The sequence below is a fragment of the Streptomyces vulcanius genome, assembly GCF_042653945.1.
GTDB lineage: Bacteria > Actinomycetota > Actinomycetes > Streptomycetales > Streptomycetaceae > Streptomyces > Streptomyces mangrovi.
In genome coordinates this window covers 18,769-41,542 of record NZ_JBHSFK010000032.1, presented here as the reverse complement: position 1 = coordinate 41,542, position 22,774 = coordinate 18,769, and the positions used below count along the sequence as shown (strand labels likewise).

Genomic DNA, 22,774 nt, shown 5'->3' with positions numbered 1-22,774 from the left:
CCGGCCAGTCCGGTCTCCCGCCATCGCACGGGAGTGCCGCCCCGTCAGGCGGCGCGGTAACTGAAGAACCCTTGGCCCGACTTACGTCCCAGCAGGCCCGACTCGACCATGCGGCGCAGCAACGGGGGAGGGGCGTACAGGGGTTCGCGGTACTCCTCGTACAGCGCCTCGCCGATCGCCGCCACGGTGTCCAGGCCGATCAGGTCGGCGAGGCGCAGCGGGCCCATCGGGTGGGCGCAGCCGGCCGTCATCCCCGTGTCGATGTCCTCCGCCGTCGCCGTGCCGGAGCCGACCATCCGTACCGCCGCCAACAGGTAGGGAACCAGCAGGGAGTTGACGACGAAGCCCGCGCGGTCCTGTGCCACGACCGTCTTCTTGCCCAGGACCTCGCCCACGAAGGCACGCACGCGCAGTTCCGTGGCCTTCGAGGTCTGCAGTGCGGGCGTCACCTCGACCAGCGGCATGACGGGGACCGGGTTGAAGAAGTGCAGCCCGATCACCGCCTCCGGCCTTCGGGTCGCGGCGGCGAGCCGGGCGATGGGGATCGAGGAGGTGTTGCTGGCCAGTACGGCGGCCGGGTCGGCGACCACCTCGTCCAGCCGCCGGAACAGCGCGGTCTTGGCCGGCTCGTCCTCGACGGCGGCCTCGATGACCAGGTCCGCACCGGCCAGACGGGAGAGGTCAGCGGTGACCGAGACCCCGGCCAGCGCATGCGCGCGGTCCTCCGGGCCGATCGTTCCGCGCTTCTCCGCCTTGAGCAGGGAGTCCGCCACGCCCGACAGTCCGGCACGGGCCCTGTCCTCGGTCACGTCGCACAGCGTGACGCGCAGCCCGGCCCGGGCGCAGACCTCGGTGATCCCCCGGCCCATCTGCCCGGCGCCGACGACTCCCACGTGCTTGATCGATGTCATGTGTCCCTCCAGGACGGTGTTCTGCGTGTGCGTGCGCGTGGTGCGCGTGTGGCGTCAGCTCAGCCGGCGACGGCCGGGGCGGCAGCCGCCTCCCGCAGCCGACGGATCACGCCGCGCACCGCGGGCGAGGTCTCGCCCGTGCGGTACGCGCCCACCAGCCGGGTGGTCAGGGGTACGTCCGCCAGCGGGCGGTAGGCGACACCCGGTATCCGTACGCGGCGCAGCGAGGCCGGCACGAGTGCCACGGCGAGACCGCCGCCCACCAGGGTGAGAGCGGCGATGAAGTCCCGTACGGGAGGCGCACACCGCGGGCTGAAGCCCCCTCGTCCGGCCACCTCCAGGATCTGGTCGCGGCAGCCGTACTCCTCGTCGAAGTGCGGGGCCACGAACTTCTCGTGGCGCAGCTCCGCCGCCGGCACCGCCTCGTGGGCCGCCAGCGGCGCGCCGTCCGGCAGTGCCAGGACGACCTCCTCGGTGAGCAGACAGGTGGCCGTGACGCCGGCCGGGTACTCCGGCCGCCAGCGCAGGAAGCCGACGTCGACGTCCCCGCAGGACAGCGCCTCCAGCTGGGCCGGTGTCTCCAACTCGCGTACCTGCACGGTGAGATGGGTGCCGAGGGCCGCGCACCGGGTGAGGACGTCGGTCAGCACACCGGAGAAGGCGGCGGAGGCCACGTAGGCGATCTCGGCGTGCCCCAGCTCCCCGCGGCCGGCACGCCGGCCGACCGCCTGCGCCCGGGCGGCCTGCGCGAGGGTCAGCCGTGCCTCTTCGAGGAACAGCCGCCCGGCGCCGGTGAGCGCCGGGCGGGTGCGTCGTCCGCGGTCGATCAGCCGGACTCCCAGGTGTGACTCCAGGGCCCTGACCTGGGCGCTGAGTGCCGAAGGAGCCAGATGCAGCCGGTCGGCCGCGCGTGCGAAGTGCAGTTCCTCCGCGACGACGACGAACGATTCCAGCCAGCGCAGTTCCACCGGGTCCTCCGTCCTGGGTGAGGGGGTCAGGGGATGACGACGTAGTTGCTGAAACCGCCGTCGCGGTCGTCGAGACCCGAGATCGCTTCGTTGACCCTGGCGAGAGGGAACGGCTTGGCCTGCAGGTAGGACAGATCCAGGGCGCCCGTGGCCACCATGTCGGCGAGTTCCTGCCCCTGCGAGGTGCTGAACCAGTTGGAGCCGATCAGCTGGACCTGTTCGTCCATGAGCCACTTCACGTCCACGGGCAGCCGGTCGGCCACACCACCGACGTTGACCACCCTGCCGCCCCGCCGGACGCCCTGCAGGGAGTCGAGCATCGTCTCCACCGGCGCCTTGGCGCCGAGGGCGCTGATCACGTAGTCCGCGCCCTCGCCGCCGGTGCGGGACTTCGCCCACTCGCCGGTGGAGCCGTCGCCAAGGCGGAAGACCTCGACGCGTTCCGGATCCAGTTCCTTGACACGCTTGAGGAGTTCCTCGTTGCGGCCGGTTCCGAGGATCCGGGAGGCTCCGGAGGCCAGTGCGAGCACGGTCGACGCGACACCGAGGGTTCCCGTGATCCCGTCGATGAGCGCGACCTGGCCGGGGCTTGCGGCGGCGTTCTTGAGGGCACCGTAGGAGGTGCCGATGTAGCCCAGCTTGCCGGCCTGTTCGAACGTCATGTTGTCCGGGATGTTGACGATCGAGTACTGCGGGGCGGTCATGTACTCCGCGAAACCGCCGTAGGGGTAGAGGTCGAAGATCCGCTGCCCGTCACGGGAGGTGCTGAAGTAGCCGTTCAGGGTGAAGTAGCGGCACCGGCTCAGGTCGCCGCCCCGGCACACCTGGCAACTTCCGCAGGAGCGGAGGGGGTTGACGTACACCCGGTCGCCCGGCCTGGTGTGCAGCACCGCCTCGCCGACCTGTTCGACCACTCCGGCGGCGTCCAGGCCGAAGATGGCGGGGAACTTGGGCAACGGCTGGTGCGGGAACCAGGTCGGCCAGTTGTTGATGACATTGGCCATGTTCGGCACGATCCCGCACGCTTTGACCCGCACCAGCACATCGGTCGGTCTCGGGACGGGCACGTCGATCGAGTCGATCGACATCGGCTCCCCGAGCGCATGCAGTCGTGCAGCGAGCATTTTCGCCATTGAAATACTCCTAGAAAATCACGGCTCACTGAGGAACGGGCCTTTACGGCACCTGTTCCTGCGACTCCGGGAAAGGGTTCGGATAATTGTTTTCGAGGTCGATGCCCAGCAGCCCCATGATGCGGACGCCGGAGTTGTACCAGGCTATGGACAAAGACAGTTCGACCATCTGCTTGTCCGTCAGGTGGCCGGCCGCGGCACGCCATGTCTCCTCCGAGACGTCCACCTGAAGCGTGGACTCCTTGGCGAGGCGCATCACCGCCTTCTCCGTCCCGTCGAACAGGTCGGACGACTCGAAGTCGGCCACGGCGGCGAGCTGTTCCTCGGTGAGGCCGGCCGCCAGCCCGTGCGACTGGTGGTGCGCGACCTCGTACGCCGACCTGGTCGCGTACCCCACGGTCAGGATCGCCAGTTCGCGCAGCCGGGGGCTGAGGTCGGCGGCCCGCAGGGAGTTGGCGTAGGTCAGGAAGGCGTCCAGCTGGGTGGGCGCGTTGGTGAGGGCGAGGAAGATGTTCGCCGTCGGCACCTTGCGCTCGGCTTCCAGCCGGTCGTACAAGGGCTTCTGCGACTCGTCCGCGTCCTCGCGGCGCAGGTAGGGGACTCGTGCCATGGCGTCTCCTCGGGGGACGGAAGGGTCAATGTGCGGACTGTTCGAGCAGGAACCGCTCGAGTGTCATCGGCTTCGGCGGCTCGGCCGCCGGGATCTGCTTCACCCCGACGAAGGGCGAGGCCTCGAAGTACCACTTCTCCAGCGCCGGCAGGCCCCAGCGGGCGTTGGTGCTCAGCGATCCCGCGTCCCAGCGCACCGGCTCGATCTCGGTGTCGATCGTCTGGTAGTGGCTGTTGAAGACCTCCACCCGGTGCCCGTCGGGGTCGCGGAGGTAGGCGAAGAGCATCCCGCCCGGACCGTGACGTCCCGGGCCCCGCTCCACGCCGTCGCCCTAGCCCTGGATACCCGCCCAGTCGCAGGCGGTGAAGATGTCGTGGCTCTCGGAGACGGTGTAGGCGAAGTGGTGCAGGGCGGGCCCGGAGTTCTCGATGATCGCGAGGTCGAGGCAGGTGCCCTTGCGGTACATGAACGCGCCCAGCAGCTTGTCGCCGTGCTCCAGGTACTCCGAGTTGCGGAAGCCGAGCTCGCCGTAGAACGCGCACAGCTCGTACGTGTCGGGCGCGAAGGTCTGGTAGTGGTCCAGCCGCTGGGCGTGGGCACCCTTGTAGGACGCGAAGTCGATGTGCAGCCTCGGCCGGGTCTCCATGTGCGCGCACAGTTCGAGCGGTGTGCCGATGGGGTCGCTGACGTGCAGGGTACGGCCCTGGTACGGCTCGTCGACCCACTCGGCGGGCAGGCCCCGCTCACGGAACCAGGCGTAGGCGAGGTCCAGGTCCTCGTCGAGGAACACCCGGAAGCCGATCCGCCTGCTCCTGCCGGGGCCCTCTTCGTCCAGCTCCAGGACGAGGCTGTGGTGGCAGGCCTCCGCCAGGCCCCGCAGGTAGCAGGTGCGCTCGTCCTCGTCGCTGACGACCAGGCCCAGCACGTTCACGTAGAAGTTCCGGCTCTCGGCCAGATCGGCGACCGTGAGACGCACGTGACTGGAGCGGGTGATGTTGAAACTCGGGCGCAGATTGACGGGCGGCAGCATGCTGGTCTCCGTGCTCTGATCGGCTCTGGATTTCGATGACTGTAATACCTGAAGGCCGTTTTACGGCTTGGCCGCCGAGGATGTGACCGCGGCGAAAGTGAATGCGGACCAGCCGCTGAATTCCGCGGATTCACCGAGGGACTCCTCGATGCGCAGAACCTCGTTCCACTTGGCCATGCGTTCGGAGCGGGTGAACGAGCCCACCTTGAGCTGGCCGGCGTCCCAGCCGACGCTCAGATGGGCGATGGTGATGTCCTCGCTCTCCCCGGAACGCGCCGAGACGATCGTGCCGAAGCCGGCTTCCTTTCCGGCCCGCAGAGCCTGGAGCGCCTCCGTGACCGTACCGGCCTGGTTCGGCTTGATCAGGACGGCGTTCGCCGCTCCGCCGGTCGCCGCGGCCTCGACCCGCTTGGCGTTCGTGACCAGGTAGTCGTCGCCGATCACCTGGCAGTGGTGGCCGTGGCGGCGGGTGAACTCCACCATGCCGTCGTGGTCGTCCTCGCCCACCGGGTCCTCGACGGACAGAATCGGATACCGCTCGATCCAGCTGCCCAGCATGTCGATCAGCGCGCCGGTGTCCAGCGTGCGGTTGTCCAGGGCCAGCGTGTACTGGCCGCCGCTGCCGAACTGCGAGGCCGCGACGTCCAGTGAGATGCCGACCTGGGTCGAGGGTGCGAAGCCCGCGTTCTCGATCGCCCGGGTCAGCATCTCCAGCGCCTCCTCGTTGGAGTCGAACGCCGGCCAGAAGCCGCCTTCGTCGGCGACCCCCTGCGCCTTGCCCGCCTTCCGCATCAGAGTGCCGGCGGCCCGGTAGATCTCCGCCGTCCAGTCCAGGGCCTCGGAGAAGCTCCGTGCCGCGGGGCACATCACCATGAAGTCCTGGACGTCGACGCGGCGGTCCGCGTGGGCGCCACCGCCGAAGATCTGGATCTCCGGCAGTGGGATGCGGACCGGTCGTCCGCCCGCCAGGTGCTGCCAGAGGGGTACACCCGCCGACGCGGCGGTGGCGTGCAGCGTCGCCATGGACGTGGCCACGATCGCGTTGCCGCCGAGACGGCTGCGGTCGGGGGTGCCGTCGAGGTCCACCAGCAGCCGGTCGACGGCTTCCTGGTCGGTCGTGTCGAGGCCCAGGAGGGCGGGGGCGATCTCGTGGTTCACCGAGCCCACCGCGCGCCGGACGTCGAGCCCGCCGAAGCGGCTGCCGCCGTCGCGCAGGTCGAGCGCCTCGCCCTGGCCCGTCGAAGCGCCCGCCGGGGCGATGGCCCGTCCGATCGCGCCGTCCGCGAGGTGGACCTCGACCTCGACGGTCGGCCGACCGCGTGAGTCCCACACCCTGCGGCCGTGGAGTCTGGCGATCCGCGCGTCTGACATGGCGGTGCAACCTTTCGGAGTTCGGACGGTCGAGGTCATCTGGGGCGCACCTGAATCGGCGCGGCGGCACCGGGCGCGAGCGAACGGAGATCAGCGAAGGCCGATGTGCGCCTCGGTAGTGCTATCGATAGCGCAATCGTGCAAAGCGGCGACGACTCTGTCAAGGGGTGGGAGAAGCTTCGACACCTTGGTCTCGTGGTTCGCTCGCGCACCCTTGGTCCGCCGGAGGGTGAATGCTATCGTTCGCACAACCCGTGATGCTCCGGCAGGAACTCCGGCGGACCCGCGCTGTCCTGGACGGACGGACAGCACAGGCGGCGTGGGTCCGTCGGGCCGGATCCCGGCCGACAGGAAAGCGAGCCCGGCATGACACCCCAGCCCTCCACGGCGCCCATGACCCTCACCACCGTTGTGGCCAGCACTCGCCCCGGACGTGTGGGCCGGTCCGTCGCGGACTGGTTCACCCTCCGGGCCGCGGAGTGCGACCAGTTCGAGTCACACACCGTCGACCTGTACGAACTCGCGCTCCCCTTCTACGACGAGCCGCATCCGCCCGCCCTGCGGCAGTACACGAGGAGCCACACCCGCGAATGGAGCCGGATCGTCGACGCGTCGGACGCGTTCGTCTTCGTCACCCCGGAGTACAACGGCGCCTTCCCCGCCCCGTTGAAGAACGCGTGGGACTACCTCGTCGTGGAGTGGCAGCACAAGCCGGCCGGGTTCGTCAGCTACGGAGGCGTCTCGGCGGGCACCCGGGCGGTGCAGATGGGCAAGCAGGTCGTGGCGAACCTCAGGATGCTGCCGATCGGTCCGACCGTGAGCATCCCGTTCGTCAACGAACTCGTCGGGGACGGCGAATTCCGGCCCGGCAAGATACACGAGGCCGCCGCCGAGCAGATGCTCGACGAACTCGCGCGCACCGCCCGCGTGATGCGCCGGCTGCGCAGCGGAACACACTGACCCGGCGCCGCAGACGTGAAGGCGCCCGGAGCCCATCGCTCCGGGCGCCTTCACGTCTGCGGGCGGGTGGGGTTCCCCGCTCAGACGGACCTGGACACCGTCCTTCCGTCAGGGGGCGCCGTGCTGCCGCGCAGGACCAGTGAGCCGGGGGAGACCGACGTGTACGGGCCGTCGTTGACCGGCTTGGTCTTGAGCCGGCGCATCAGCCACAGCGCGCAGCCGGTGGCCATCTCCTGGATCGGCAGACCGATCGTGGTGAGTCCGGGACCCCACCAGGAGAACCCCGGCTCGTCCCCGAATCCGACCACGGACAGTTCCCCGGGCACCTTCACCCGCTGTGCGGACAACTCCTCCAGGACCCCCAGGGTGAGCTGGATCGATCCCAGTACGAGGGCGGTGGGCGCGTCCGGACCCTTCAGCAGCCGGCGCACCGCCTGGCGCCCGTGGTCCACGGACGACGGCGGGCCCAGCTCCGTACGCCCCGCGTCGTCCGGCAGGCCGCCTTCGCTCAGGGCGCTGCGGAAGCCGCGCAGACGCTCCGCGCCCGTGGGCAGTTCCTCGGGGCCGCCCAGATAGGCGACGCGGGTGTGGCCCAGTGACACCAGATGTGCCGTGGCCCGGCGCAGAGCCTCGTGGTCGTCGACACCGAACCACTGGGAGCCGAGCGACGGGTGGCGGCGCAGCAGCTGGAGGTGCGGGACCGCCTTGAGCAGCTTGACCGACTCGGCGTGGGGGCGTGCGGTGGGCACGATGATGACGCCGGCCACGCGGTTGGCGGACAGCTCCCGCAGATGGCGCAGCTCCACCATCCGGTCGTCGTCGGTCTCCGAGAGCATCAGCTGGAAGCCCTCGGCCTCCATGTTCGTGGACAACTCGTGCGCGATCGTCGAGTAGAAGCTGTTGCGGATGTCCGGGATGACCAGCGCGACCACGTTGCTGGACGCTCCGCGCATCATCCGGGCCGCGCGGTTGCCGACGTAACCCATCTCGGAAGCGGCCTGGCGGACCCGGAACTTGGTCTCCTCGCTGATGCGGGGATCGTCGGAGAGCGCCCGGCCGACCGTCGAGACGGAGATTCCCAGGCGTTCGGCGATGTCCCTGGTCGTGATCACGTAAGGGCCCCCTCGAGCTGACTGATCCCGTGCCGTCACTTTCTGTATGCCAACGATAGCATTCCCGTCGCGCTCCGTGGTCGGAGAAGTGTGGGCACCGGGTTGATCATCACCATTGTGCTAACGTTAGCACTGCTGGATGGGCCGTGCAGCCGCCCGCGGCTGCCTAGTTGCGGAGGTTTCCGTGCGGATCGTCAGGTACGCCGTCGGCGGTGTGCGTCACTATGGAGAGCTGGAATCAGGTGACGCCAGGATCGCGAGATTCCAGGGTGATCCCTTCACCGGACTCACCCCTACGGGGCACGTCGACGAAGTCGGCGAGGCGGTCATTCTCCCGCCGCTCGAACGACCCCGGATCTTCGGGTTCGCCTACAACTACGCCTCACACGTGGACGAGACCGAACGTGAGGTTCCGGATGTTCCCGTGTGCTTCATGAAGCCGAGCACCGCGGTGATTGGACCGGGTGATGCCATCGTCTATCCGGCTGGTGGTGAACTCATCCATTTCGAAGGCGAGTTGGTCGTTGTCATCGGAAAGGAAGCCCGCCATGTGAAGCCCTCCGAGGCCCATGAGTACATCCTCGGCCATACGTGCGGCAATGACGTCAGCGACCGTGTCGTCCAGCGCAGGGAAAGCGCGTTCGGCACGCTTCTGATCGGCAAGGGACAGGACACGTTCGCTCCCCTCGGGCCGGTCATCGCGACCGGACTCGACCCCTCGGACCTGGCGCTGACGACCCGGGTGAACGGCACGGTCATGCAGTCGGCGAGCACCGCCGACCTGCTGCTCACCGTTCCCGACCTCGTCAGCTATCTGAGCCGTTATCTGACGCTGCTGCCCGGGGACGCGATCATGACCGGCACGCCGTCCGGCGTCGGTCCGATCCGGCCCGGGGACGAGATCGAGGTGGAGATCGAGGGCATCGGCGTCCTGCGCAATCCGGTCGTGGCCGAGAGCCTCTGACTGCGGATGCCAGCCGGACGGCCACGCACAGGGGCCTGCCCACCGCTCGGCGGTGGGCAGGCCCCTGTGGTGTGTCAGCTCTGGCTCACTGGCCGGCCCGCCCGCGAGCCGCGTTGTTGAACTGCGCGGGGCGGACGAACGCCAGCGCCAGGGCACCGGCCAGCGGCAGGACCGTGACCTGCAGCAGTCCGGCCCCGCTCCAGCCGAAGGAGTCCACCAGGGCGGCGAAGAGCAGGCCCGAGAACGCCGCTGTTCCGTAGTAGCTGGTGACGAAGAGACCGGAGGCGCGTCCGATCTGCTCGGGCCGGACGGCCCGCTGCATCGCGCTGTTGGTGTTGGGGTAGATGAAGCCCAGGCCGAAGGCGCCCATGAGGAAGGCGAGCGCGTACTGCACGCCGATTCCGGGACGCGCCTCGTAGATGCACACGCTGATGGCGGAGATGGCGACCATGCTCAGGATCAGCAGGTTGCGCTGGTTCACACGGTCGCCGAGCCAGCCGCCGAGCACGCCCAGCATGCCGCCGAAGCCGAGGAGGCTCATGGCCAGTGCGGCCTGTTCGGCGGTGTAGTGCAGCGAGGTGATGAGGTACGTCGGGTAGAGGCCGAGGAACCCGTAGATGGCCACACCGCTGACGACCGAGTGCACGGCCAGCGCGAGGGTGTTGCGGTTGTAGGCGGAGGCCGGCATGTACTCGTAGGTCCTGGTGGAGACGGTCTTCTCGGCGGAGCGCTCGGTCAGACCGGCCTTCACGAGGAACAGGGAGGCGGTGGCGATCAGCAGCCCGGCCGTGCCGAACAGGTAGAAGGGCGAGTGCCAGGTGCCGTGCGCGCTCATGAGCCGGACGCCGATGAGCGGGGCGATGAACACGCCGATGGAGTAGCCCATGCCGATGACGCCGAAGGCGAGTCCGCGCCGGTGGGTGAAGAAGGCGCCGATCGCCGCGAAGATGGCGGCGGACTGCATGCCCTCCCCGAAGCCGGAGACGACCCGGTAGAGGGTCATGTCGGCGAGACCGGTGGCCAGGGGCGTGGCCATCGTGCCCAGGGAGTAGATCACGATGCTGACCAGCAGCACGGTCTTGCGGCGGAAGCGGTCCAGGAGATAGCCCGCGGGCAGGCCTGCCAGCGCCATACCGAGGGTGAAGTTCGTCGCCAGCAGGCCGCCCTGCTCCAGCGAGAACCCGTACTCCGCGCGGATGTTGGGCAGCAGCGGCGGAAAGACCTGGCGGTCCATCGCGTTGACCATGTAGGAGAGGACCACCAGCAGGAATCCCACCCCGATCATGAGGGGGGAAATAGGGGCACGGCTGCTTTCCTGAGTGTCGTTTGCGGGCACCGTGCCGGTGTCGACTTGCGCTGCGTGGGTCATGGCGGCTCCTGAGGAGGAATGGGCCACGGCAGGCCGCGGCGGATCCATCGCCGTACGGGGCCGTACGGGCGATGACGGGAAGCGGTGAGCTGAACACGGACTCAGGACGGCGACGGCGATGCCGTCGTCGACCGATGGAATGGGAGCGACGCGTGCTGCCGCGCGGTCGGACACCGCATGCGGAATTCAGCCGTATATCGCCCGTCGGGGACGTCCGTGGCTATGGCGTCTTCGACAGCCGGACCTCGTGCGGACACTCGTCGGTCACACGGTCGGCGCTGGCAGAAACCATGAGGGGGAAATATCCGGCGCGTCAAGGTGTGAACACCGGATTTCTTCGGCGTGACTCTGGCTTGACGTGTCGAACACCGTGAGTGCTATCGTTAGCATCGCGTGGCTGTGACAAAGTGATTCGACGTGCCCCGGCAACTCGTGACCCGTTCCAGGGACCTACGGCGGCGCCCGCACCGACCACAAGTCGGTGAGCGCCGGCGACACCCGACCCGAGCCCAGCGACCCCCTCCATCCCGCCCATGGCGGCCGACGGCCACCGGACACGCCGACGGCCGCCCTTCCGGGTGGCGATCAGACCCGCTCGTCGGACGCGACCGGGCGTGACGCCCGGCCGTCCACCGCGGCCGCACGATTCTGCGAGGACGACCTGCCATGAAACCACCGAGCCGCCCCGGCACCGTGCTGCTCACCGACTACGCCTGGCCCGACGACTCCGTCGAGCGATCGGTCATCGAGGAGGCGGGCCACACCCTGGTGACCGGCCCCGCCGATCCCGCCTCCGCCGAGGCGATCGAGGAGCTCGTGGCCGAGCACCGGCCCGCCGGGATCCTCACCTGCTGGGCCCCCGTCTCCGCCACCGCGATCGGCGCCTCGCCGGACCTGCGGATCGTCGCCAGGCTCGGCGTCGGGCTCGACAACATCGCCGTGGACACCGCCACCGAGCGCGGTGTCTGGGTCACCAACGTTCCGGACTACTGCGTCGAGGAAGTCTCCGACCACGCCGTCGGCATGGTGCTGGCCTGGACGCGCGGCCTGGCCAAGTCCGACCGGGAGGTCCGCGCCGGCCGGTGGGACCCCGCAGGCGCCCGGCTGCGCCGGCTGTCGACGCTGACCTGCGGCGTCGTCGGATACGGGCGCATCGGACGCGCCACCGTCGGCAAACTCGGCGCGTTCGGCTGCCGGATCCTGGCCCACGACCCCTACCCGCCGAAGGACGCCCCCGGAGCGGAGATGGTGGGCCTGGAGGAGCTGCTGCGCCGCAGCGACGTGGTGATCCTCCATGTGCCGCTCACACCCGGCACCCACCACATCATCGGCACCGAGCAGCTGGCACTGATGCCCCCGGGGGGCCTGCTGGTCAACGTCAGCCGGGGCGGCCTGGTGGACACCGACGCGGTGATCAAGGCGCTCGACAGCGGACACCTGGACGGAGCCGCCTTCGACGTCCTGGAGACCGAACCCCACGTCCCCGCCGGGCTGCTGGAGCAGCCGGGCGCTCTCCTCACCCCGCACATCGCCTTCTCCTCCGACGCCTCGGTCACGGAACTGCGCCGCCGCGCCGCCGAGGAGGTCGTACGGACCCTGGCGGGCGAGGCACCCGCCCACGCCCGCAACGCTCCCCGCGGTCTGCCCGCCGGGTCGGAGCACCGTCGATGAGCCGGCCCCCCGAGCAGACGAGCCCGGAACCCGCGCTGACCGACTTCCTCACCGCCCACGGACTCGCCGGACCCGGCGAAGCCGCACGCTGGACGCCGCTGGCCGGCGGCGTCTCGTCGGATCTGTGGCGAGTGGACCTGCCGGGACGCTCCCTCTGCGTCAAACGCGCCCTGGCCAAGCTGAAGGTCGCCGCCGACTGGCAGGCGCCGGTGTCGCGCAACGCCTACGAATGGGCGTGGATGCGGTTCGCGTCCCGGCACCGTCCGGACAGCGTGCCCGAACTGCTGGCCCACGACCCCGAAGCCGGCCTCTTCGCGATGGCGTTCCTGCCCCCCGAGCACTACCCCGTGTGGAAGGCGCAACTGCTGCACGGCGAGGTGCGGGTGCCGACCGCGGCGGCCGTCGGAGCGCTGCTCGGCACCCTGCACGCGGCGAGCGCCGGCGACGCCGCCCTCGCCGCGGAGTTCGCCACCGACGACAACTTCCACGCGCTGCGCATCGAGCCGTACCTGCTGGCCACCGCCGCCGCACACCCCGCCCTGAGTGACACCCTCCAGGGCCTCGCCGACCGTACGGCCACGACCCACCTGGCCCTGGTGCACGGTGACGTCAGCCCCAAGAACATCCTCGTCGGCCCGATGGGACCTGTGCTGCTGGACGCCGAGTGCGCCTGGTACGGAGACCCGGCCTTCGACCTGGCCTTCTGCGTCAACCATCTGCTCCTCAAGAGCCTGGTGGTGCCCGAGCGGCGTCCTCAACTCCTGCTCTCCGCACGGGCGTTGACCGAGGAGTACGTCCGGTGCGTCGACTGGGAGCCCCGGCCGGCCCTCGAGTCGCGGGCCGCGTCACTGCTGCCGGCGCTGCTGCTCGCACGCGTGGACGGCAAGTCCCCGGTGGAGTACCTCACCGACGACCGGCACCGGCTGTTCGTCCGCACGGTGGCATCGTCCCTGCTCCGGGCACCCGCCTACACGGTCACGGACGCCCTGGACGCCTGGGCGACCGCGCTCGATGCCCCGGCCGAGCCCGGCAGCGGCCGGCCCGACTGACCCACCCGATGCGACGGGACCGCCGGCGGACCGGACACATCCCACCGATACGACGGGTTCCACCAACCCCTGACCCGACCGAGGAGAGACGCATGCGCAGAGTCGTCACCGGCCACGACGAGAACGGCAGGTCGGTCGTCGTCAGCGACGGCCCCGTCCCGCGCAGCCGGGAGTTCACCAGTCTGCCGGGCTGGGTGTCCCGACTTCCCTGGGCCACCGAACCCGGCGAACCGGTCGGCCGGACCGGGGAGGATCCCACGCCGAAGGTGACCAGCCTGCTCCCGGCGCCCGGCGGCACCCGGTTCATCGTCCTGACCTTCCCGCCGGACACCGCGATGGCCGACCCGGCGTTCGACCCCGTCGCCTTCGACCGCGAGCAGCGCGCCGACTCGCCCGGTATCGCGGAGCTCATCGAGCCCGACGGCATGCACACGACGCCGACCGTGGACTACGGCATCGTGCTGCGGGGCGAGATCGTCCTCGAGCTCGACGACGGCCACCGCACCCGTCTCTCGGCAGGGGACATCGTGATCCAGAACGGCACCCGGCATGGCTGGCGCAACCACAGCGGCCAACCGGCCACGGTGGCCTTCGTCCTCGTCGGCACGGAACGCGACGGCTGACGGGCAGGGAGGCCGTCAGGGTGGGGGAGAGGTGGGCTCGTCCTTCACGGCCGTCGTCGTGTCCGAGAGTGAGATCGCCGACCTCGGGGTGGTGGAAGGTCTTGCGGCCGAAGGAGTGCCCGGTGACGTCGTAGCGCTCCCAGCGGCGGGCGAACTCCGGGCTCCTGAGAAGGAGTTACCCGGCGAGCCGGGTCAGGTCCGGGGCGTCGGGTTCGGTGCCGGCCAGGCCGCGCAGGTGCTCGTGCTCGTCGTCCTCCAGCAGGAGGGCGCGGGCGAGGGAGTCGACCACGGAGGCGCTGGGCCGGGTCTCCTTGCCGCGCTCCGGGCGGACGTGGTAGTCGATGCTGATCCCGGCCAGGGTGGCCAGTTCCTCGCGGCGCAGCCCGGGCGTACGGCGCAGGCAGGCACCGGCCGTCAGACCGATGCTTCCAGTCTGCTGCCGCCGCGACCTCTGCGTGGGTGCCCTGCCGCACCCCGGAACCCCGCACCCCGGCACGGCGCCGCTGCGGACCGCTTCAGTTCTGCTTTTCCTCCGCGGGTTTCAAGGCCGGTCCGGTGGCGGTCATGTCGAGGAGGAGCATCTTGTCGTGGTCGGGGGTGCCGGGGGTCGCGTAGTGGGCGACCAGCCGGTGGCCGGGGGCGCCTTCCAGCTGCATGGACTGGTAGTCGAGGGTGAGGTCGCCGACGTCCGGGAGGTGGAAGGTCTTGCTGCCGTGGGTGTGTGCCCGTACGTCGTAACGGTCCCAGAGCTGTACGAACTCCGGGCTCTCGGTGAGCAGTTCGTCGACGAGCCCGACAAGGTCGGGGGCGTCCGGGTCGGTGCCGGCCAGGGCGCGCAGGCGCCCGACGCAGGCGCGGATCTGCTCGTCCCAGTGGTCGAAGACCGTGCGGGCGCCGGGGTTGAGGAACACCCAGCGCGCGACGTTGCGCTTCTCGGCCGGCCACTGCTCCATCCCCACGAACAGCCGCAGCCCGCCCGGGTTCCAGGCGAGCAGGTCCATCGTGCGACTGACCACGACCGCGGGGTTGGGCCGCAGGCTCTCCAGCAGCAGTCTGACCCCCGGCCCCACTGACGAAGTGGGCGCCGTCGGGGGTTCCGGCGCGGCGGGGCGGGCGGCGCACACGGCGAGGTCCCGCAAGTGCTTGTGCTCGCGTTCGTCCAGCAGCAGGACACGGGCGAGCGCGTCGACGACGGACGCGCTGGGGCGGGCCTCCTTGCCGCGTTCCAGGCGCGAGTAGTAGTCGATGCTCACGCCGGCGAGGGTGGCCAGCTCCTCACGGCGCAGCCCCGGCGTGCGGCGCGGCCCGGAGCAGGCCGGGAGGCCCGCCTGCTCGGGTGTCACGCGACTGCGATGGGCGAAGAGGAAACGCCCCAGCTCAGTGCCGTTGCTGCCATTACCGGTGGTGCTGCCGTCGCGCTGCTCACGTGCCATGGGGCCAGTCTTGCAGGCGGGGTGTGCCAGATCCATGTGCGAGGTGAGCCGGATGTGAGGGGCCTTTCACACCCCCGAACAGCGCTCCCGCGCAGGCTGGATGGCGGTTGAGGAACACATTCCGTACCGAGGACTCGTTTCGTGATCAGGAGAGCCATCGGTGTCCAGTTCTGTTACCTCGGACAGGCCGTCCGTGCTGCTCGGCTTCTTCGTGATGACGCTCGACTCGGGCGCGCCCTTCCCCGACCGCGACACGATCGTCGTCACCGTTGACGTCGAGGGTGATGTGGCCCGCCTGGCTGCTACGCGGTGTGCTGGTACGCGTCCATGTCGAGGAGGACGATGGCGTCGTGGGCGGGGGTTCCGGGCTCGGCGTAATGGGTGACCAGTCGATGGCCCTGGGTGCCGTCCACCCGCAGGGACTGATAGCTGAGCGCGAGGTCGCCGACGTCCGGGTGGCGGAAGGTTCCGTGGCCGTGGCCGCGGGACTTCACGTCGAAGTGCTCCCAGAGACGGGCGAACTCCGGGCTCTCCAGGAGCAGTTCGTCGGTGAGCCGGGCGAGCCCCGGAAGGCCCGGGTCAGTGGTGGCCAGGGATCGCAGGCTGCCGACGAACGCACGGATCTGCTCGTTCCAGTTGGCGAACAGCGCGGGGGCTGCGGGGTGGAGGAAGATGTAGCGGGCGATGTTGCGTTTCCCGACCGGCCACTTCTCCATCCCGGGGAACAGGCGCAGCCCGCTCGCGTTCCAGGCGAGCAGGTCCGTCGTCCGGCTGATCACATACGAGGGGTTGGGGCGCAGGCTCTCCAGCAGCAGCTTGATCCCGGGCCGCACGGAGCGGCTCGGCGAGGCCGACGGCCGGTGCATGGTGCCGGCGGCGCATGCGGCGAGGTCCCGCAGATGGTCGTGCTCGCCCCGGTCCATGCGGAGGGCGCGGGCGAGGGCGTCGACCACGGACGGGCTGGGGTGGATCTCCTTGCCGCGTTCCAGGCGTACGTAGTAGTCGACACTCACTCCGGCGAGCGTGGCCAGTTCCTCACGGCGCAGTCCGGGCGTGCGGCGCCGCCCGAGGCCGGCGGTCAGCCCGACGTCCTCGGGACTCACCCTGATGCGGTGGGCGCGCAGAAAGCGCCCCAGCTCGGTGCTGTCGCCGCTGCCGACCGGCTGCTCGCGTGTCATGCCTCCAGTGTGACAGGCACCATAGGCGCCCTGTGACCTGCGGTGAATACGACGCGAGGGCCCGGCCCCTACCAGTTGCCGCCGACGGCTGCACGACGGAAACCGTCCTGGATCAGGACGGCTTGCCCACCCCCGCCCCCGCGGCGGCCGCCAGGCTCGGCTGGAGGCGGCGGGCGGCGTCGAGGTGGTCGGCGGTCCAGATGATGCGTACGGCGGTGTCCGTGGCCTGCCCGTGCTCGTCACTGAGTTCACGGCGGAGGGATTCGACCAGCTCGGCTTCGGCCATGGGATTGCGCGGCAGCGGATCCCGGACGGGAACGTTCTCGCCCAGGCCGGCGGCCAGGTCCCGGTACCAGCCGGAGACGCGGCCCACCGCGCCCACGAGGACGCGGCGCGCATCGGTGCGGTCGGGCTCGGTCTGCTGCTCGCCGGCGCGTTGCCACAGGCCGAGCACCGCGTCCGCCGCGAGGCGCAGCCCCACGATGCCGGTGACCAGGGTGGTCATCTCGGCCAGGGGCACCGGTTTCGGGCCGCGTTCGGCCAGGTAGCTGCGGAAGGCGTCGTCGAGCCTGCGCGAGGCGGCAGCGGCTTCGAGGCGTTCTTGCAGCGCGGCATCGGCGGAGGCGGGCGTGGTGCCGCAGCGGCTGACGGCGTATTCCACCGCGCCCGCGAGGTAACCGGCGCTGTCCCGGTACGCCTCGGCGAGCGCCCGGTCGACCGCCGCCGTAGCGCCGCGCGGCCAGAAGAAGAGCCCCACCAGCACGCTCACCGCGCAGCCGATTCCGATGTCCTGGATCCGCAGGAGCACGATGTGCCAGTCGGGGTCCTGGCCGATGTTGAACAGGATGACCAGGGTGATGGTGAAGGCTGCCTGGCCGGCGGCGAACGAGATGGCGGCGGGGGCGATGCCGGCGAGGAGCACCGCGAGGGGCAGCAGGAACCAGAGAACCGTGCCGTGGTCGCCGATGAGCTGCAGCAGCACGACGCCGACGATCGAACCCGCGACGGTGCCGCCCAGGGCGCGCACCGCGTTCTGCCCGGTGTTGAGGGCGTTGGAGCGCAGCACCGACAACGTGCCCAGGAGTACCCAGAACGAGTGCTGGACGCCCGTCACGTTCGCGAGGGCGACCGCGATGCCCAGACCCGTCGCTCCCCGCAGGCTGTTGTGCAGCCAGACGGACTGCGGTCGAAGGTGGGCGGCGGCCCGCTCACGCGCCGAGACCAGTGGTTCGGTCGCGGCACCGGGCTCGCCGCCCAGCAGACGTTCGAACCAGCTCCTGCGTTCGGCCGCCGCGGCCCGGTCCACGTTGCCGGCGATCTGCAGCGTCGCGAACCCCAGCTCCTGCGCCCGGAACGACAGGTCCAGGGCGCCGATGACGGGGTGCGCCTGTGACGGCGTACCGGCTCCGCCCCGGTGCACGGGCAGTCGGGCCGTGGCGTTGCGTTCCATGTCGGCCATGGCCGTACGCAGGCACTCCGAGGCGTTTTGTAGCCCGTCCGGCGAGCCGTGCGGGGCGTCGAGCAGCGCGGCCGCCTCATCGAGCACGGTGGCGGCGGCCCGTCGTACGGACCGGGCGTCGGCGTCGCACACGGTGTGGCCGTCGCGAGAGGGCGCGCTGTCGGCCAGGACGCCGCTCAACCACGTCAGTTCGTCGACGAGACGGACGACGGCACGCGACCCGGTGGACAGGCCGGTGGGGCGGTAGGGGGTGCCGTCGAAGACGGAGCGCAGGTCGGCTGCCGCGGTGGAGGCCTCGTCGGCCTTGGCGCGGCACAGCGCCGGGTTCGGCGCGTCCGGACCCCCCGCCAGGAGGGACGCGTCGGTGCGCAACTGCCCGGCGGCGGCGCGGCAGACTCGGGCGGCGGGCGCGCTGAGCGGGTCCGCGGCGGGGCGGGGCCACAGCAGACCGATCGCGAGCATGGAGGCGGCCGCCGCGAGGCCGGCTCCGGCGAGCCGGTCGGGAAGCTCGGAGAACGGGACGGGTGAGGTCACCGGGAGGACGAAGGCCAGCAGCAGCGCGGTGGACGCGCCCGCGAGGACGGAGCTGACCACGCCGGAGAACAGCACCAGGAAGCCGATGACGACCATGACGGCGACCGCGAGCCAGGTCTCGTCCGCCACGAGCGTCCCCAGGCAGATGAGGGCGGCCCAGGCCACCGCGAGGCCGATGTGCGCCCGCAGCCGTTGCACCATGGGGCCGGTGAAGTCCACGAACAGCAGCATCGAGAACGAACCGAACGCGGCGAACGTCGCCATCGTCGGCGAGCCGATGACCTGGCTGCACAGGGCGAACAGGGCGGGCATCACGACGGCCGTCCGCCCGGCACGCCGGGTGGCCGCCAGCTCGGGATCGTGGTCACGCAGCCACGACAGGGCCCGTCCGCCCCGGATTCGGCCGAGTGTCTCCATGTTGACCGCGTACCTCCTCTCGACACGGCGTCCGGCATACCTCGCGTGACGAGTTCCCCGATCCGGCGAGAACCGCACCATGGACGTCCAAGAGCGTGATCGTCTACCGCGACGGGGTGGTCTCCAGCAGTTCGCGTGCCATCCGCAGCGCGGGCGCCGCGGTCTGTTCGGCGACGCACCGGAAGGTCTCCTGCGCGGGGCGGGCCGGCCAGTCGGGGGGAAGGTGCCGGGCGGGGAGGCGGGGGTCCGTGCGGATGGTCCAGAGCCATTCGCTGACCAGCCGCAGCCGGGTCCCGATCGGGTCGTCGCCGGAGCCTGCTCCCCGGTGGGAGGTCCAGCGTTTGTCGAAGGTGACGTACCGGGCCGCGACGCTCTCCAGGTCCCAGGCGTCGCGGATCATCAGCTCGATGTCGGTGGCCCGGTCGGCCCGGGCGTGGAAGATCCTGACGTGGTCGGTGAGCCCGAGTTCCTCGACGACGCCGACGACGTCCACGTTCCCCGGGGCGATCCACAGCCCGCTGTACAGCGCGCCGAACCCGGTCCAGGTGAGCCGTGAGCGCAGGTCGTGGCGCTGGCGTTTCCAGGAGTCGGGGAAGGAGAAGCCGAGCAGGGTCCAGGAGCCGTCCCAGTCGTCGTTGACCGCGCCCTGCTGCCAGATGCGGGTGCGGCCGTCGTCGAGGATGCGCGTCGCCTGCGGGGTCAGACCGAAGTACATCCTGCGGCCCTCCCGTTGGCGTTGCAGCAGGCCGCGGTTGACCATCCGGGTCAGCGTGGACCGTACGGCCTGCTCACCGACTCCGACGCGGCCGAGGACGTCGATGATGCTGCCCGAGTAGACGCACAGGTCACGGTCCCCCTCCTCCAGGACGTGGTTGCCGAAGAAGGCGAGCATGAGCGACTGCGGGCGCGGCTGCGGGCCGTCCGAGGTGTCCAGGATGTCGTCGTCCACAGCGGCAAGCCTACGGTCGCCCGCCGACGGGGTGGCGCGCGGCGGTACGGCGTCACGTGTGCCGGCACGGCACCTTCGGCCGACACACTCACCGGTAATCGACCGAACGGCCGATCCCGCGACCCCGCCCGGCCCGGGACAGTCGAAGCACTGTTCCCCAGCGTCCCGGAGAGACACCGCGCGCGGTTGTCGCCGTTCCGGGCGGAAGGAAGACACGGTGCCTCACTCACTGTGCGCGGCCCCGGCGCCCGCCGCCCGGCCTCCCGACCCCCTGGTCGTGTCGGTGGTCGGCGGCCACCGGCCGGAGCACGAGCGGCTGCGCCGGTTCGGCGACCTGGTCCTGCGGCACGTACGGCCGCCCTACGCGGAGATCAGCGGCGGCGACTGCCAGGTCGTCCTGCTGTGCGATCCGGACTGGGCCCACGACCTCGTCCGGCAACTGGGCCAGTGGGCGCCCCCGGTCCTCCTGCTCTCTCCCGTCACGGGAGCGCGGCGGATCGCCACCGCGCTGGGCTTCGGCGTCGTCAGCTGCCTGGTCGACGGCGACTACGACGACCGGACGCTGCGGAACGCGCTGCGCAGTACCGCCGCCGGGCTGACCGTGCTGTCGCCGGCCGCCACCGAGGCCCTCTCCGGCGCGCTCGGCCACACTGCGGCCCGCCCCGCCGCGGCGCGGAACGGCGGCCCGCGGTGCCGGCCGTCGCTGTCCCCGCGGGAACGGCAGCTCATGGACCTGGTGGCGAGCGGCCTGACAGTCACGGAGATCGGCACGCGGATGACTCTCGCCGTGAAGACCGTGCGCAACTACCTCAGCGCCATCTACACCAAGCTCGGAGTCTCCAGCCGTACGGAAGCCGTGGTGCTGTGGCTCGACGCCGCCGCCCACGCAGGCCGCGCCGCTGCTTCCACACCTGCCTGACGTATCGCGCCGCCCCTGGGCACGTCGCTCGGGGGAGCGGGGCGACCGGTCGTCTCACCCGTCCCGGTGTCCGAACTCCGCGCTGGAGAAAGCCGGTTGCACGGTGTCGGTGTCCTCGTCGGGGGAGGCGGCCGTCGGGAAGTGGGCGATGAGCCACCAGCCCTGGTCGTTGGTCGGGCCGGCGGTCAGGGTGCCGCCCACGTTCTCGGCGCGTTCGCGCAGGCCGATCAGGCCGTATCCGCCATGGCCGCCCGAGGGCGAGGCGGCCCACCCCCGGGGCGCGGTGTTGTGCACATCGACCCGGAACAGCAGGTCACCGGTCCGGTGGACGCGTACGGTCGCCTGGCTGCCGGGCGCGTGACGACGGACGTTGGTCAGCGCCTCCCGGACCACGGAGTGGATCGCGGCACCCACCTCGGGGCTCACCTCGCTGCGCCGGGCGGCGGCGGTGACCTCCAGGCGGCCCACCGAGCCGTCGCCCTGGTCGCCGAACGTGCTGACCAGCTTGGTGAGTTGCGCGAACAGTTCGCCGGGCCCTCGTACCTCGGGCTCTTCGTCGTCGGTGCGCAGCACCCTGATCAAGCGGCGCATGGACTCCATCGTCTGCTGCCCGGCCTCGGTGATGTTGTTGAGGATGGGCCCGATCTGCTGCGGCTGGCTCAGGTGGATCACACTGGCGGCGTTCGCCTGCGCGAGAATGCCGGTGACGTGATGGGCGACGAAGTCGTGGAGTTCCCTGGCCAGTTGCAGTCTCTCGGCCAGGCGCACCGCGGCCACCGTGCGGGCCTGGCGTGCTTGCAGGGTACGCAGGAAGCAGCCGGTTCCGACCGCTGCGCCCACGGCGAACGTCAGCAGGAAGGGATAGGTCAGGGTGATCCCGGAGCCCTCGGTGCGCAGCGGTTCGTCGATGACCGCGGCTGCGAGCAGTGCCGAGAGCGCCAGCGCGACGCCGGGCCGTTCGACCGTTCGGCAGGTGCGGACGACCAGGACCAGCAGGGACGCCGTCTCCAACAGCCCCCAGTCGGGCGGGGTCCACTCCAGCAGCATCGAGGTGACGGTCATCGCCGCCGAGCCGACGCCCGCCAGCCCCGCCCGCCATGGCGTGCTCAGCCGCCGTTCCGAGCCGAACGCCAGCCACAGTGTGGCCGTGCCGGTCACCAGGGGCAGCCAATCGATCGAGGCGTGCTCATGGAAGCCGATCAGGACCAGGTCGAGCACCCACAGCAGCCCCAGCCCCAGGCCCAACACGCCGAGAGCCAGCCGCTGCGCACGCTGGAACGGAGGCGTGGACGCCGTATGTGACATGCCTCGAAGCGTATCCAGGGGGTGCGGCCGGGGCGGGCACTGCGCGAAAATGTCTGAGCACGGACACTCCACCAGCGCGGCTCGCGCCGGTGGGTCAGGTGAGTCCGCGGTTCGCCGGGACGGCTCCGTTCGCCCAGGCCCAGGCCGCGATCTCCACCCGGTTGCGCAGCCCGAGCTTGGTGTGGATCTTGCCAAGGTGGGTCTTGACGGTGGACAGCGACAGGAACAGCGTGTCGCAGATCTCCTGGTTGGTGCGGCCCACCGCGACCAGCCGTACGACCTCCAACTCCCGTGCACTGAGCTGCGACCCGGGCCGGCCGGCGAGGGAGGACGCCGATGGCGTGCGCTGGTCCTCCAGCTGTCTGAGAAGCCGGACCGTGACCGCGGGCGAGACCAGCGCGTCGCCCCGGGCCGCCGCGCGTACCGCCTCGATCAGCAGCGCCGGGGTGGCGTCCTTCAGCAGGAAGCCGCAAGCCCCGCTGCGCAGTGCGGTGTTGACGTAGTCGTCCTGATCGAAACTGGTGATCACCACGACGTGGAGCGGGTGCGCCACACCGGGACCGGCCAGCAGTCTGGTCACCTCGAGGCCGTTGAGCTTCGGCATACGGACGTCCACCAGGCACACATCGGGGCGCAGCTCACGCGCCAACTCGACACAACGTGCGCCGTCGGCGGCTTCGCCGACCACTTCGATGCCGTCCTGGGCGTCAAGGATGAGTCGGAATCCGGCCCGGACCAGATCCTGATCGTCGGCGATCAGAACACGCGTCGCAGTGCTGTCCACACCGCCGATCCTCGCACGAATGTAC

At 70.6% G+C, this 22,774-nt stretch carries 21 protein-coding genes and 1 pseudogene; 6 read left to right on the top strand and 16 right to left on the bottom strand.

Annotated elements, in window-relative coordinates; genetic code table 11:
* Window positions 1–44: 44 nt before the first annotated feature.
* The 7 genes from ACFPIH_RS37985 to eno are packed head-to-tail and all read right to left on the bottom strand — an operon-like array spanning window position 45 to window position 6,023.
* Window positions 45–911 (bottom strand): 3-hydroxybutyryl-CoA dehydrogenase, encoded by an 867-nt coding sequence (locus ACFPIH_RS37985; RefSeq protein WP_381184232.1) that lies wholly within the window; start codon window positions 909–911, stop codon window positions 45–47.
* Window positions 912–970: 59 nt separating this feature from the next.
* Window positions 971–1,879: a LysR substrate-binding domain-containing protein gene (locus ACFPIH_RS37980; RefSeq protein WP_381184234.1), complete on the bottom strand. Its 909-nt coding sequence runs from the start codon at window positions 1,877–1,879 to the stop codon at window positions 971–973.
* 26 nt (window positions 1,880–1,905) lie between these two features.
* Entirely contained in the window at window positions 1,906–3,003 is a 1,098-nt protein-coding gene (locus ACFPIH_RS37975) for an alcohol dehydrogenase catalytic domain-containing protein (protein WP_381184237.1), read from the bottom strand.
* Window positions 3,004–3,055: 52 nt separating this feature from the next.
* Window positions 3,056–3,622, bottom strand: a complete 567-nt coding sequence (locus ACFPIH_RS37970; RefSeq protein ID WP_381184240.1) for a carboxymuconolactone decarboxylase family protein — start codon at window positions 3,620–3,622, stop codon at window positions 3,056–3,058.
* Between the two features lie 25 nt (window positions 3,623–3,647).
* Window positions 3,648–3,908: a VOC family protein gene (locus ACFPIH_RS37965; protein WP_381184242.1), complete on the bottom strand. Its 261-nt coding sequence runs from the start codon at window positions 3,906–3,908 to the stop codon at window positions 3,648–3,650.
* Window positions 3,909–3,953: 45 nt separating this feature from the next.
* Window positions 3,954–4,652: a VOC family protein gene (locus tag ACFPIH_RS37960; protein ID WP_381184245.1), complete on the bottom strand. Its 699-nt coding sequence runs from the start codon at window positions 4,650–4,652 to the stop codon at window positions 3,954–3,956.
* A gap of 60 nt (window positions 4,653–4,712) precedes the next feature.
* Window positions 4,713–6,023, bottom strand: coding sequence for a phosphopyruvate hydratase (gene eno / locus ACFPIH_RS37955; RefSeq protein ID WP_381184248.1), 1,311 nt, complete (start codon window positions 6,021–6,023; stop codon window positions 4,713–4,715).
* A 366-nt stretch (window positions 6,024–6,389) separates the two neighbouring features.
* Between eno and ACFPIH_RS37950 the strand changes: the two genes are divergently transcribed.
* Window positions 6,390–6,983, top strand: coding sequence for an NADPH-dependent FMN reductase (locus ACFPIH_RS37950; protein WP_381184251.1), 594 nt, complete (start codon window positions 6,390–6,392; stop codon window positions 6,981–6,983).
* An 80-nt stretch (window positions 6,984–7,063) separates the two neighbouring features.
* Here the strand turns inward: ACFPIH_RS37950 and ACFPIH_RS37945 are convergent, their stop codons facing one another.
* On the bottom strand, window positions 7,064–8,095 hold the full coding sequence (locus ACFPIH_RS37945; RefSeq protein ID WP_381184254.1) for a LacI family DNA-binding transcriptional regulator: 1,032 nt from the start codon (window positions 8,093–8,095) through the stop codon (window positions 7,064–7,066).
* A 184-nt stretch (window positions 8,096–8,279) separates the two neighbouring features.
* On the opposite strand from ACFPIH_RS37945, the gene ACFPIH_RS37940 reads away from it, so the two are divergent.
* Window positions 8,280–9,059: a fumarylacetoacetate hydrolase family protein gene (locus ACFPIH_RS37940; protein ID WP_381184256.1), complete on the top strand. Its 780-nt coding sequence runs from the start codon at window positions 8,280–8,282 to the stop codon at window positions 9,057–9,059.
* Window positions 9,060–9,144: 85 nt separating this feature from the next.
* Here ACFPIH_RS37940 and ACFPIH_RS37935 read toward each other — a convergent pair whose 3' ends face one another.
* Window positions 9,145–10,428, bottom strand: a complete 1,284-nt coding sequence (locus tag ACFPIH_RS37935; protein WP_381184259.1) for an MFS transporter — start codon at window positions 10,426–10,428, stop codon at window positions 9,145–9,147.
* A gap of 666 nt (window positions 10,429–11,094) precedes the next feature.
* Between ACFPIH_RS37935 and ACFPIH_RS37930 the strand changes: the two genes are divergently transcribed.
* The 3 genes from ACFPIH_RS37930 (at window position 11,095) to ACFPIH_RS37920 (ending at window position 13,771) form a co-directional block, all read left to right on the top strand.
* The gene (locus ACFPIH_RS37930; RefSeq protein ID WP_381184262.1) at window positions 11,095–12,099 is read left to right on the top strand and encodes a C-terminal binding protein; all 1,005 of its coding nucleotides are present in this window, start codon (window positions 11,095–11,097) and stop codon (window positions 12,097–12,099) included.
* A complete protein-coding gene (locus ACFPIH_RS37925) occupies window positions 12,096–13,148 on the top strand; it encodes a phosphotransferase family protein (RefSeq protein ID WP_381184264.1) in 1,053 nt (350 codons plus the stop codon). The genes ACFPIH_RS37930 and ACFPIH_RS37925 overlap by 4 nt, the downstream gene beginning before the upstream one ends.
* A gap of 92 nt (window positions 13,149–13,240) precedes the next feature.
* Window positions 13,241–13,771, top strand: coding sequence for a cupin domain-containing protein (locus ACFPIH_RS37920; RefSeq protein ID WP_381184267.1), 531 nt, complete (start codon window positions 13,241–13,243; stop codon window positions 13,769–13,771).
* 64 nt (window positions 13,772–13,835) lie between these two features.
* Here ACFPIH_RS37920 and ACFPIH_RS37915 read toward each other — a convergent pair.
* From ACFPIH_RS37915 to ACFPIH_RS37895, 5 genes and pseudogenes are all read right to left on the bottom strand, one after another.
* Window positions 13,836–14,267, bottom strand: a pseudogene (locus ACFPIH_RS37915) (helix-turn-helix transcriptional regulator); the annotation flags it as partial.
* 19 nt (window positions 14,268–14,286) lie between these two features.
* Window positions 14,287–15,204: a helix-turn-helix transcriptional regulator gene (locus ACFPIH_RS37910; protein WP_381184270.1), complete on the bottom strand. Its 918-nt coding sequence runs from the start codon at window positions 15,202–15,204 to the stop codon at window positions 14,287–14,289.
* A gap of 302 nt (window positions 15,205–15,506) precedes the next feature.
* Complete coding sequence (locus ACFPIH_RS37905) at window positions 15,507–16,382, bottom strand: helix-turn-helix transcriptional regulator (protein WP_381184273.1); 876 nt, start codon at window positions 16,380–16,382, stop codon at window positions 15,507–15,509.
* A 112-nt stretch (window positions 16,383–16,494) separates the two neighbouring features.
* Window positions 16,495–18,792 carry an FUSC family protein gene (locus ACFPIH_RS37900; protein WP_385878514.1) on the bottom strand — a complete coding sequence of 766 codons (2,298 nt, stop codon included), beginning with the start codon at window positions 18,790–18,792 and terminating at the stop codon, window positions 16,495–16,497.
* Between the two features lie 103 nt (window positions 18,793–18,895).
* On the bottom strand, window positions 18,896–19,741 hold the full coding sequence (locus tag ACFPIH_RS37895) for a PaaX family transcriptional regulator (protein WP_381187371.1): 846 nt from the start codon (window positions 19,739–19,741) through the stop codon (window positions 18,896–18,898).
* A gap of 217 nt (window positions 19,742–19,958) precedes the next feature.
* Here ACFPIH_RS37895 and ACFPIH_RS37890 point away from each other — a divergent pair, with 217 nt between their 5' ends.
* Entirely contained in the window at window positions 19,959–20,660 is a 702-nt protein-coding gene (locus ACFPIH_RS37890; protein WP_381187369.1) for a response regulator transcription factor, read from the top strand.
* A 54-nt stretch (window positions 20,661–20,714) separates the two neighbouring features.
* On the opposite strand, the gene ACFPIH_RS37885 is transcribed toward ACFPIH_RS37890, so the two are convergent.
* Window positions 20,715–21,965, bottom strand: a complete 1,251-nt coding sequence (locus ACFPIH_RS37885; RefSeq protein WP_381187366.1) for a sensor histidine kinase — start codon at window positions 21,963–21,965, stop codon at window positions 20,715–20,717.
* A gap of 94 nt (window positions 21,966–22,059) precedes the next feature.
* The gene (locus tag ACFPIH_RS37880) at window positions 22,060–22,749 is read right to left on the bottom strand and encodes a response regulator (protein ID WP_381187363.1); all 690 of its coding nucleotides are present in this window, start codon (window positions 22,747–22,749) and stop codon (window positions 22,060–22,062) included.
* Between the last annotated feature and the right edge of the window lie 25 nt (window positions 22,750–22,774).

Coding starts and splice junctions, on each gene's coding strand:
- ACFPIH_RS37985 (WP_381184232.1), bottom strand. CDS start 911: ATGACATCGATCAAGCACGTGGGAGTCGTCGGCGCCGGGCAGATGGGC.
- ACFPIH_RS37975 (WP_381184237.1), bottom strand. CDS start 3,003: ATGCTCGCTGCACGACTGCATGCGCTCGGGGAGCCGATGTCGATCGAC.
- ACFPIH_RS37970 (WP_381184240.1), bottom strand. CDS start 3,622: ATGGCACGAGTCCCCTACCTGCGCCGCGAGGACGCGGACGAGTCGCAG.
- ACFPIH_RS37965 (WP_381184242.1), bottom strand. CDS start 3,908: ATGCTCTTCGCCTACCTCCGCGACCCCGACGGGCACCGGGTGGAGGTC.
- ACFPIH_RS37960 (WP_381184245.1), bottom strand. CDS start 4,652: ATGCTGCCGCCCGTCAATCTGCGCCCGAGTTTCAACATCACCCGCTCC.
- eno (WP_381184248.1), bottom strand. CDS start 6,023: ATGTCAGACGCGCGGATCGCCAGACTCCACGGCCGCAGGGTGTGGGAC.
- ACFPIH_RS37950 (WP_381184251.1), top strand. CDS start 6,390: ATGACACCCCAGCCCTCCACGGCGCCCATGACCCTCACCACCGTTGTG.
- ACFPIH_RS37935 (WP_381184259.1), bottom strand. CDS start 10,428: ATGACCCACGCAGCGCAAGTCGACACCGGCACGGTGCCCGCAAACGAC.
- ACFPIH_RS37930 (WP_381184262.1), top strand. CDS start 11,095: ATGAAACCACCGAGCCGCCCCGGCACCGTGCTGCTCACCGACTACGCC.
- ACFPIH_RS37925 (WP_381184264.1), top strand. CDS start 12,096: ATGAGCCGGCCCCCCGAGCAGACGAGCCCGGAACCCGCGCTGACCGAC.
- ACFPIH_RS37920 (WP_381184267.1), top strand. CDS start 13,241: ATGCGCAGAGTCGTCACCGGCCACGACGAGAACGGCAGGTCGGTCGTC.
- ACFPIH_RS37910 (WP_381184270.1), bottom strand. CDS start 15,204: ATGGCACGTGAGCAGCGCGACGGCAGCACCACCGGTAATGGCAGCAAC.
- ACFPIH_RS37905 (WP_381184273.1), bottom strand. CDS start 16,382: ATGACACGCGAGCAGCCGGTCGGCAGCGGCGACAGCACCGAGCTGGGG.
- ACFPIH_RS37900 (WP_385878514.1), bottom strand. CDS start 18,792: ATGGAGACACTCGGCCGAATCCGGGGCGGACGGGCCCTGTCGTGGCTG.
- ACFPIH_RS37885 (WP_381187366.1), bottom strand. CDS start 21,965: ATGTCACATACGGCGTCCACGCCTCCGTTCCAGCGTGCGCAGCGGCTG.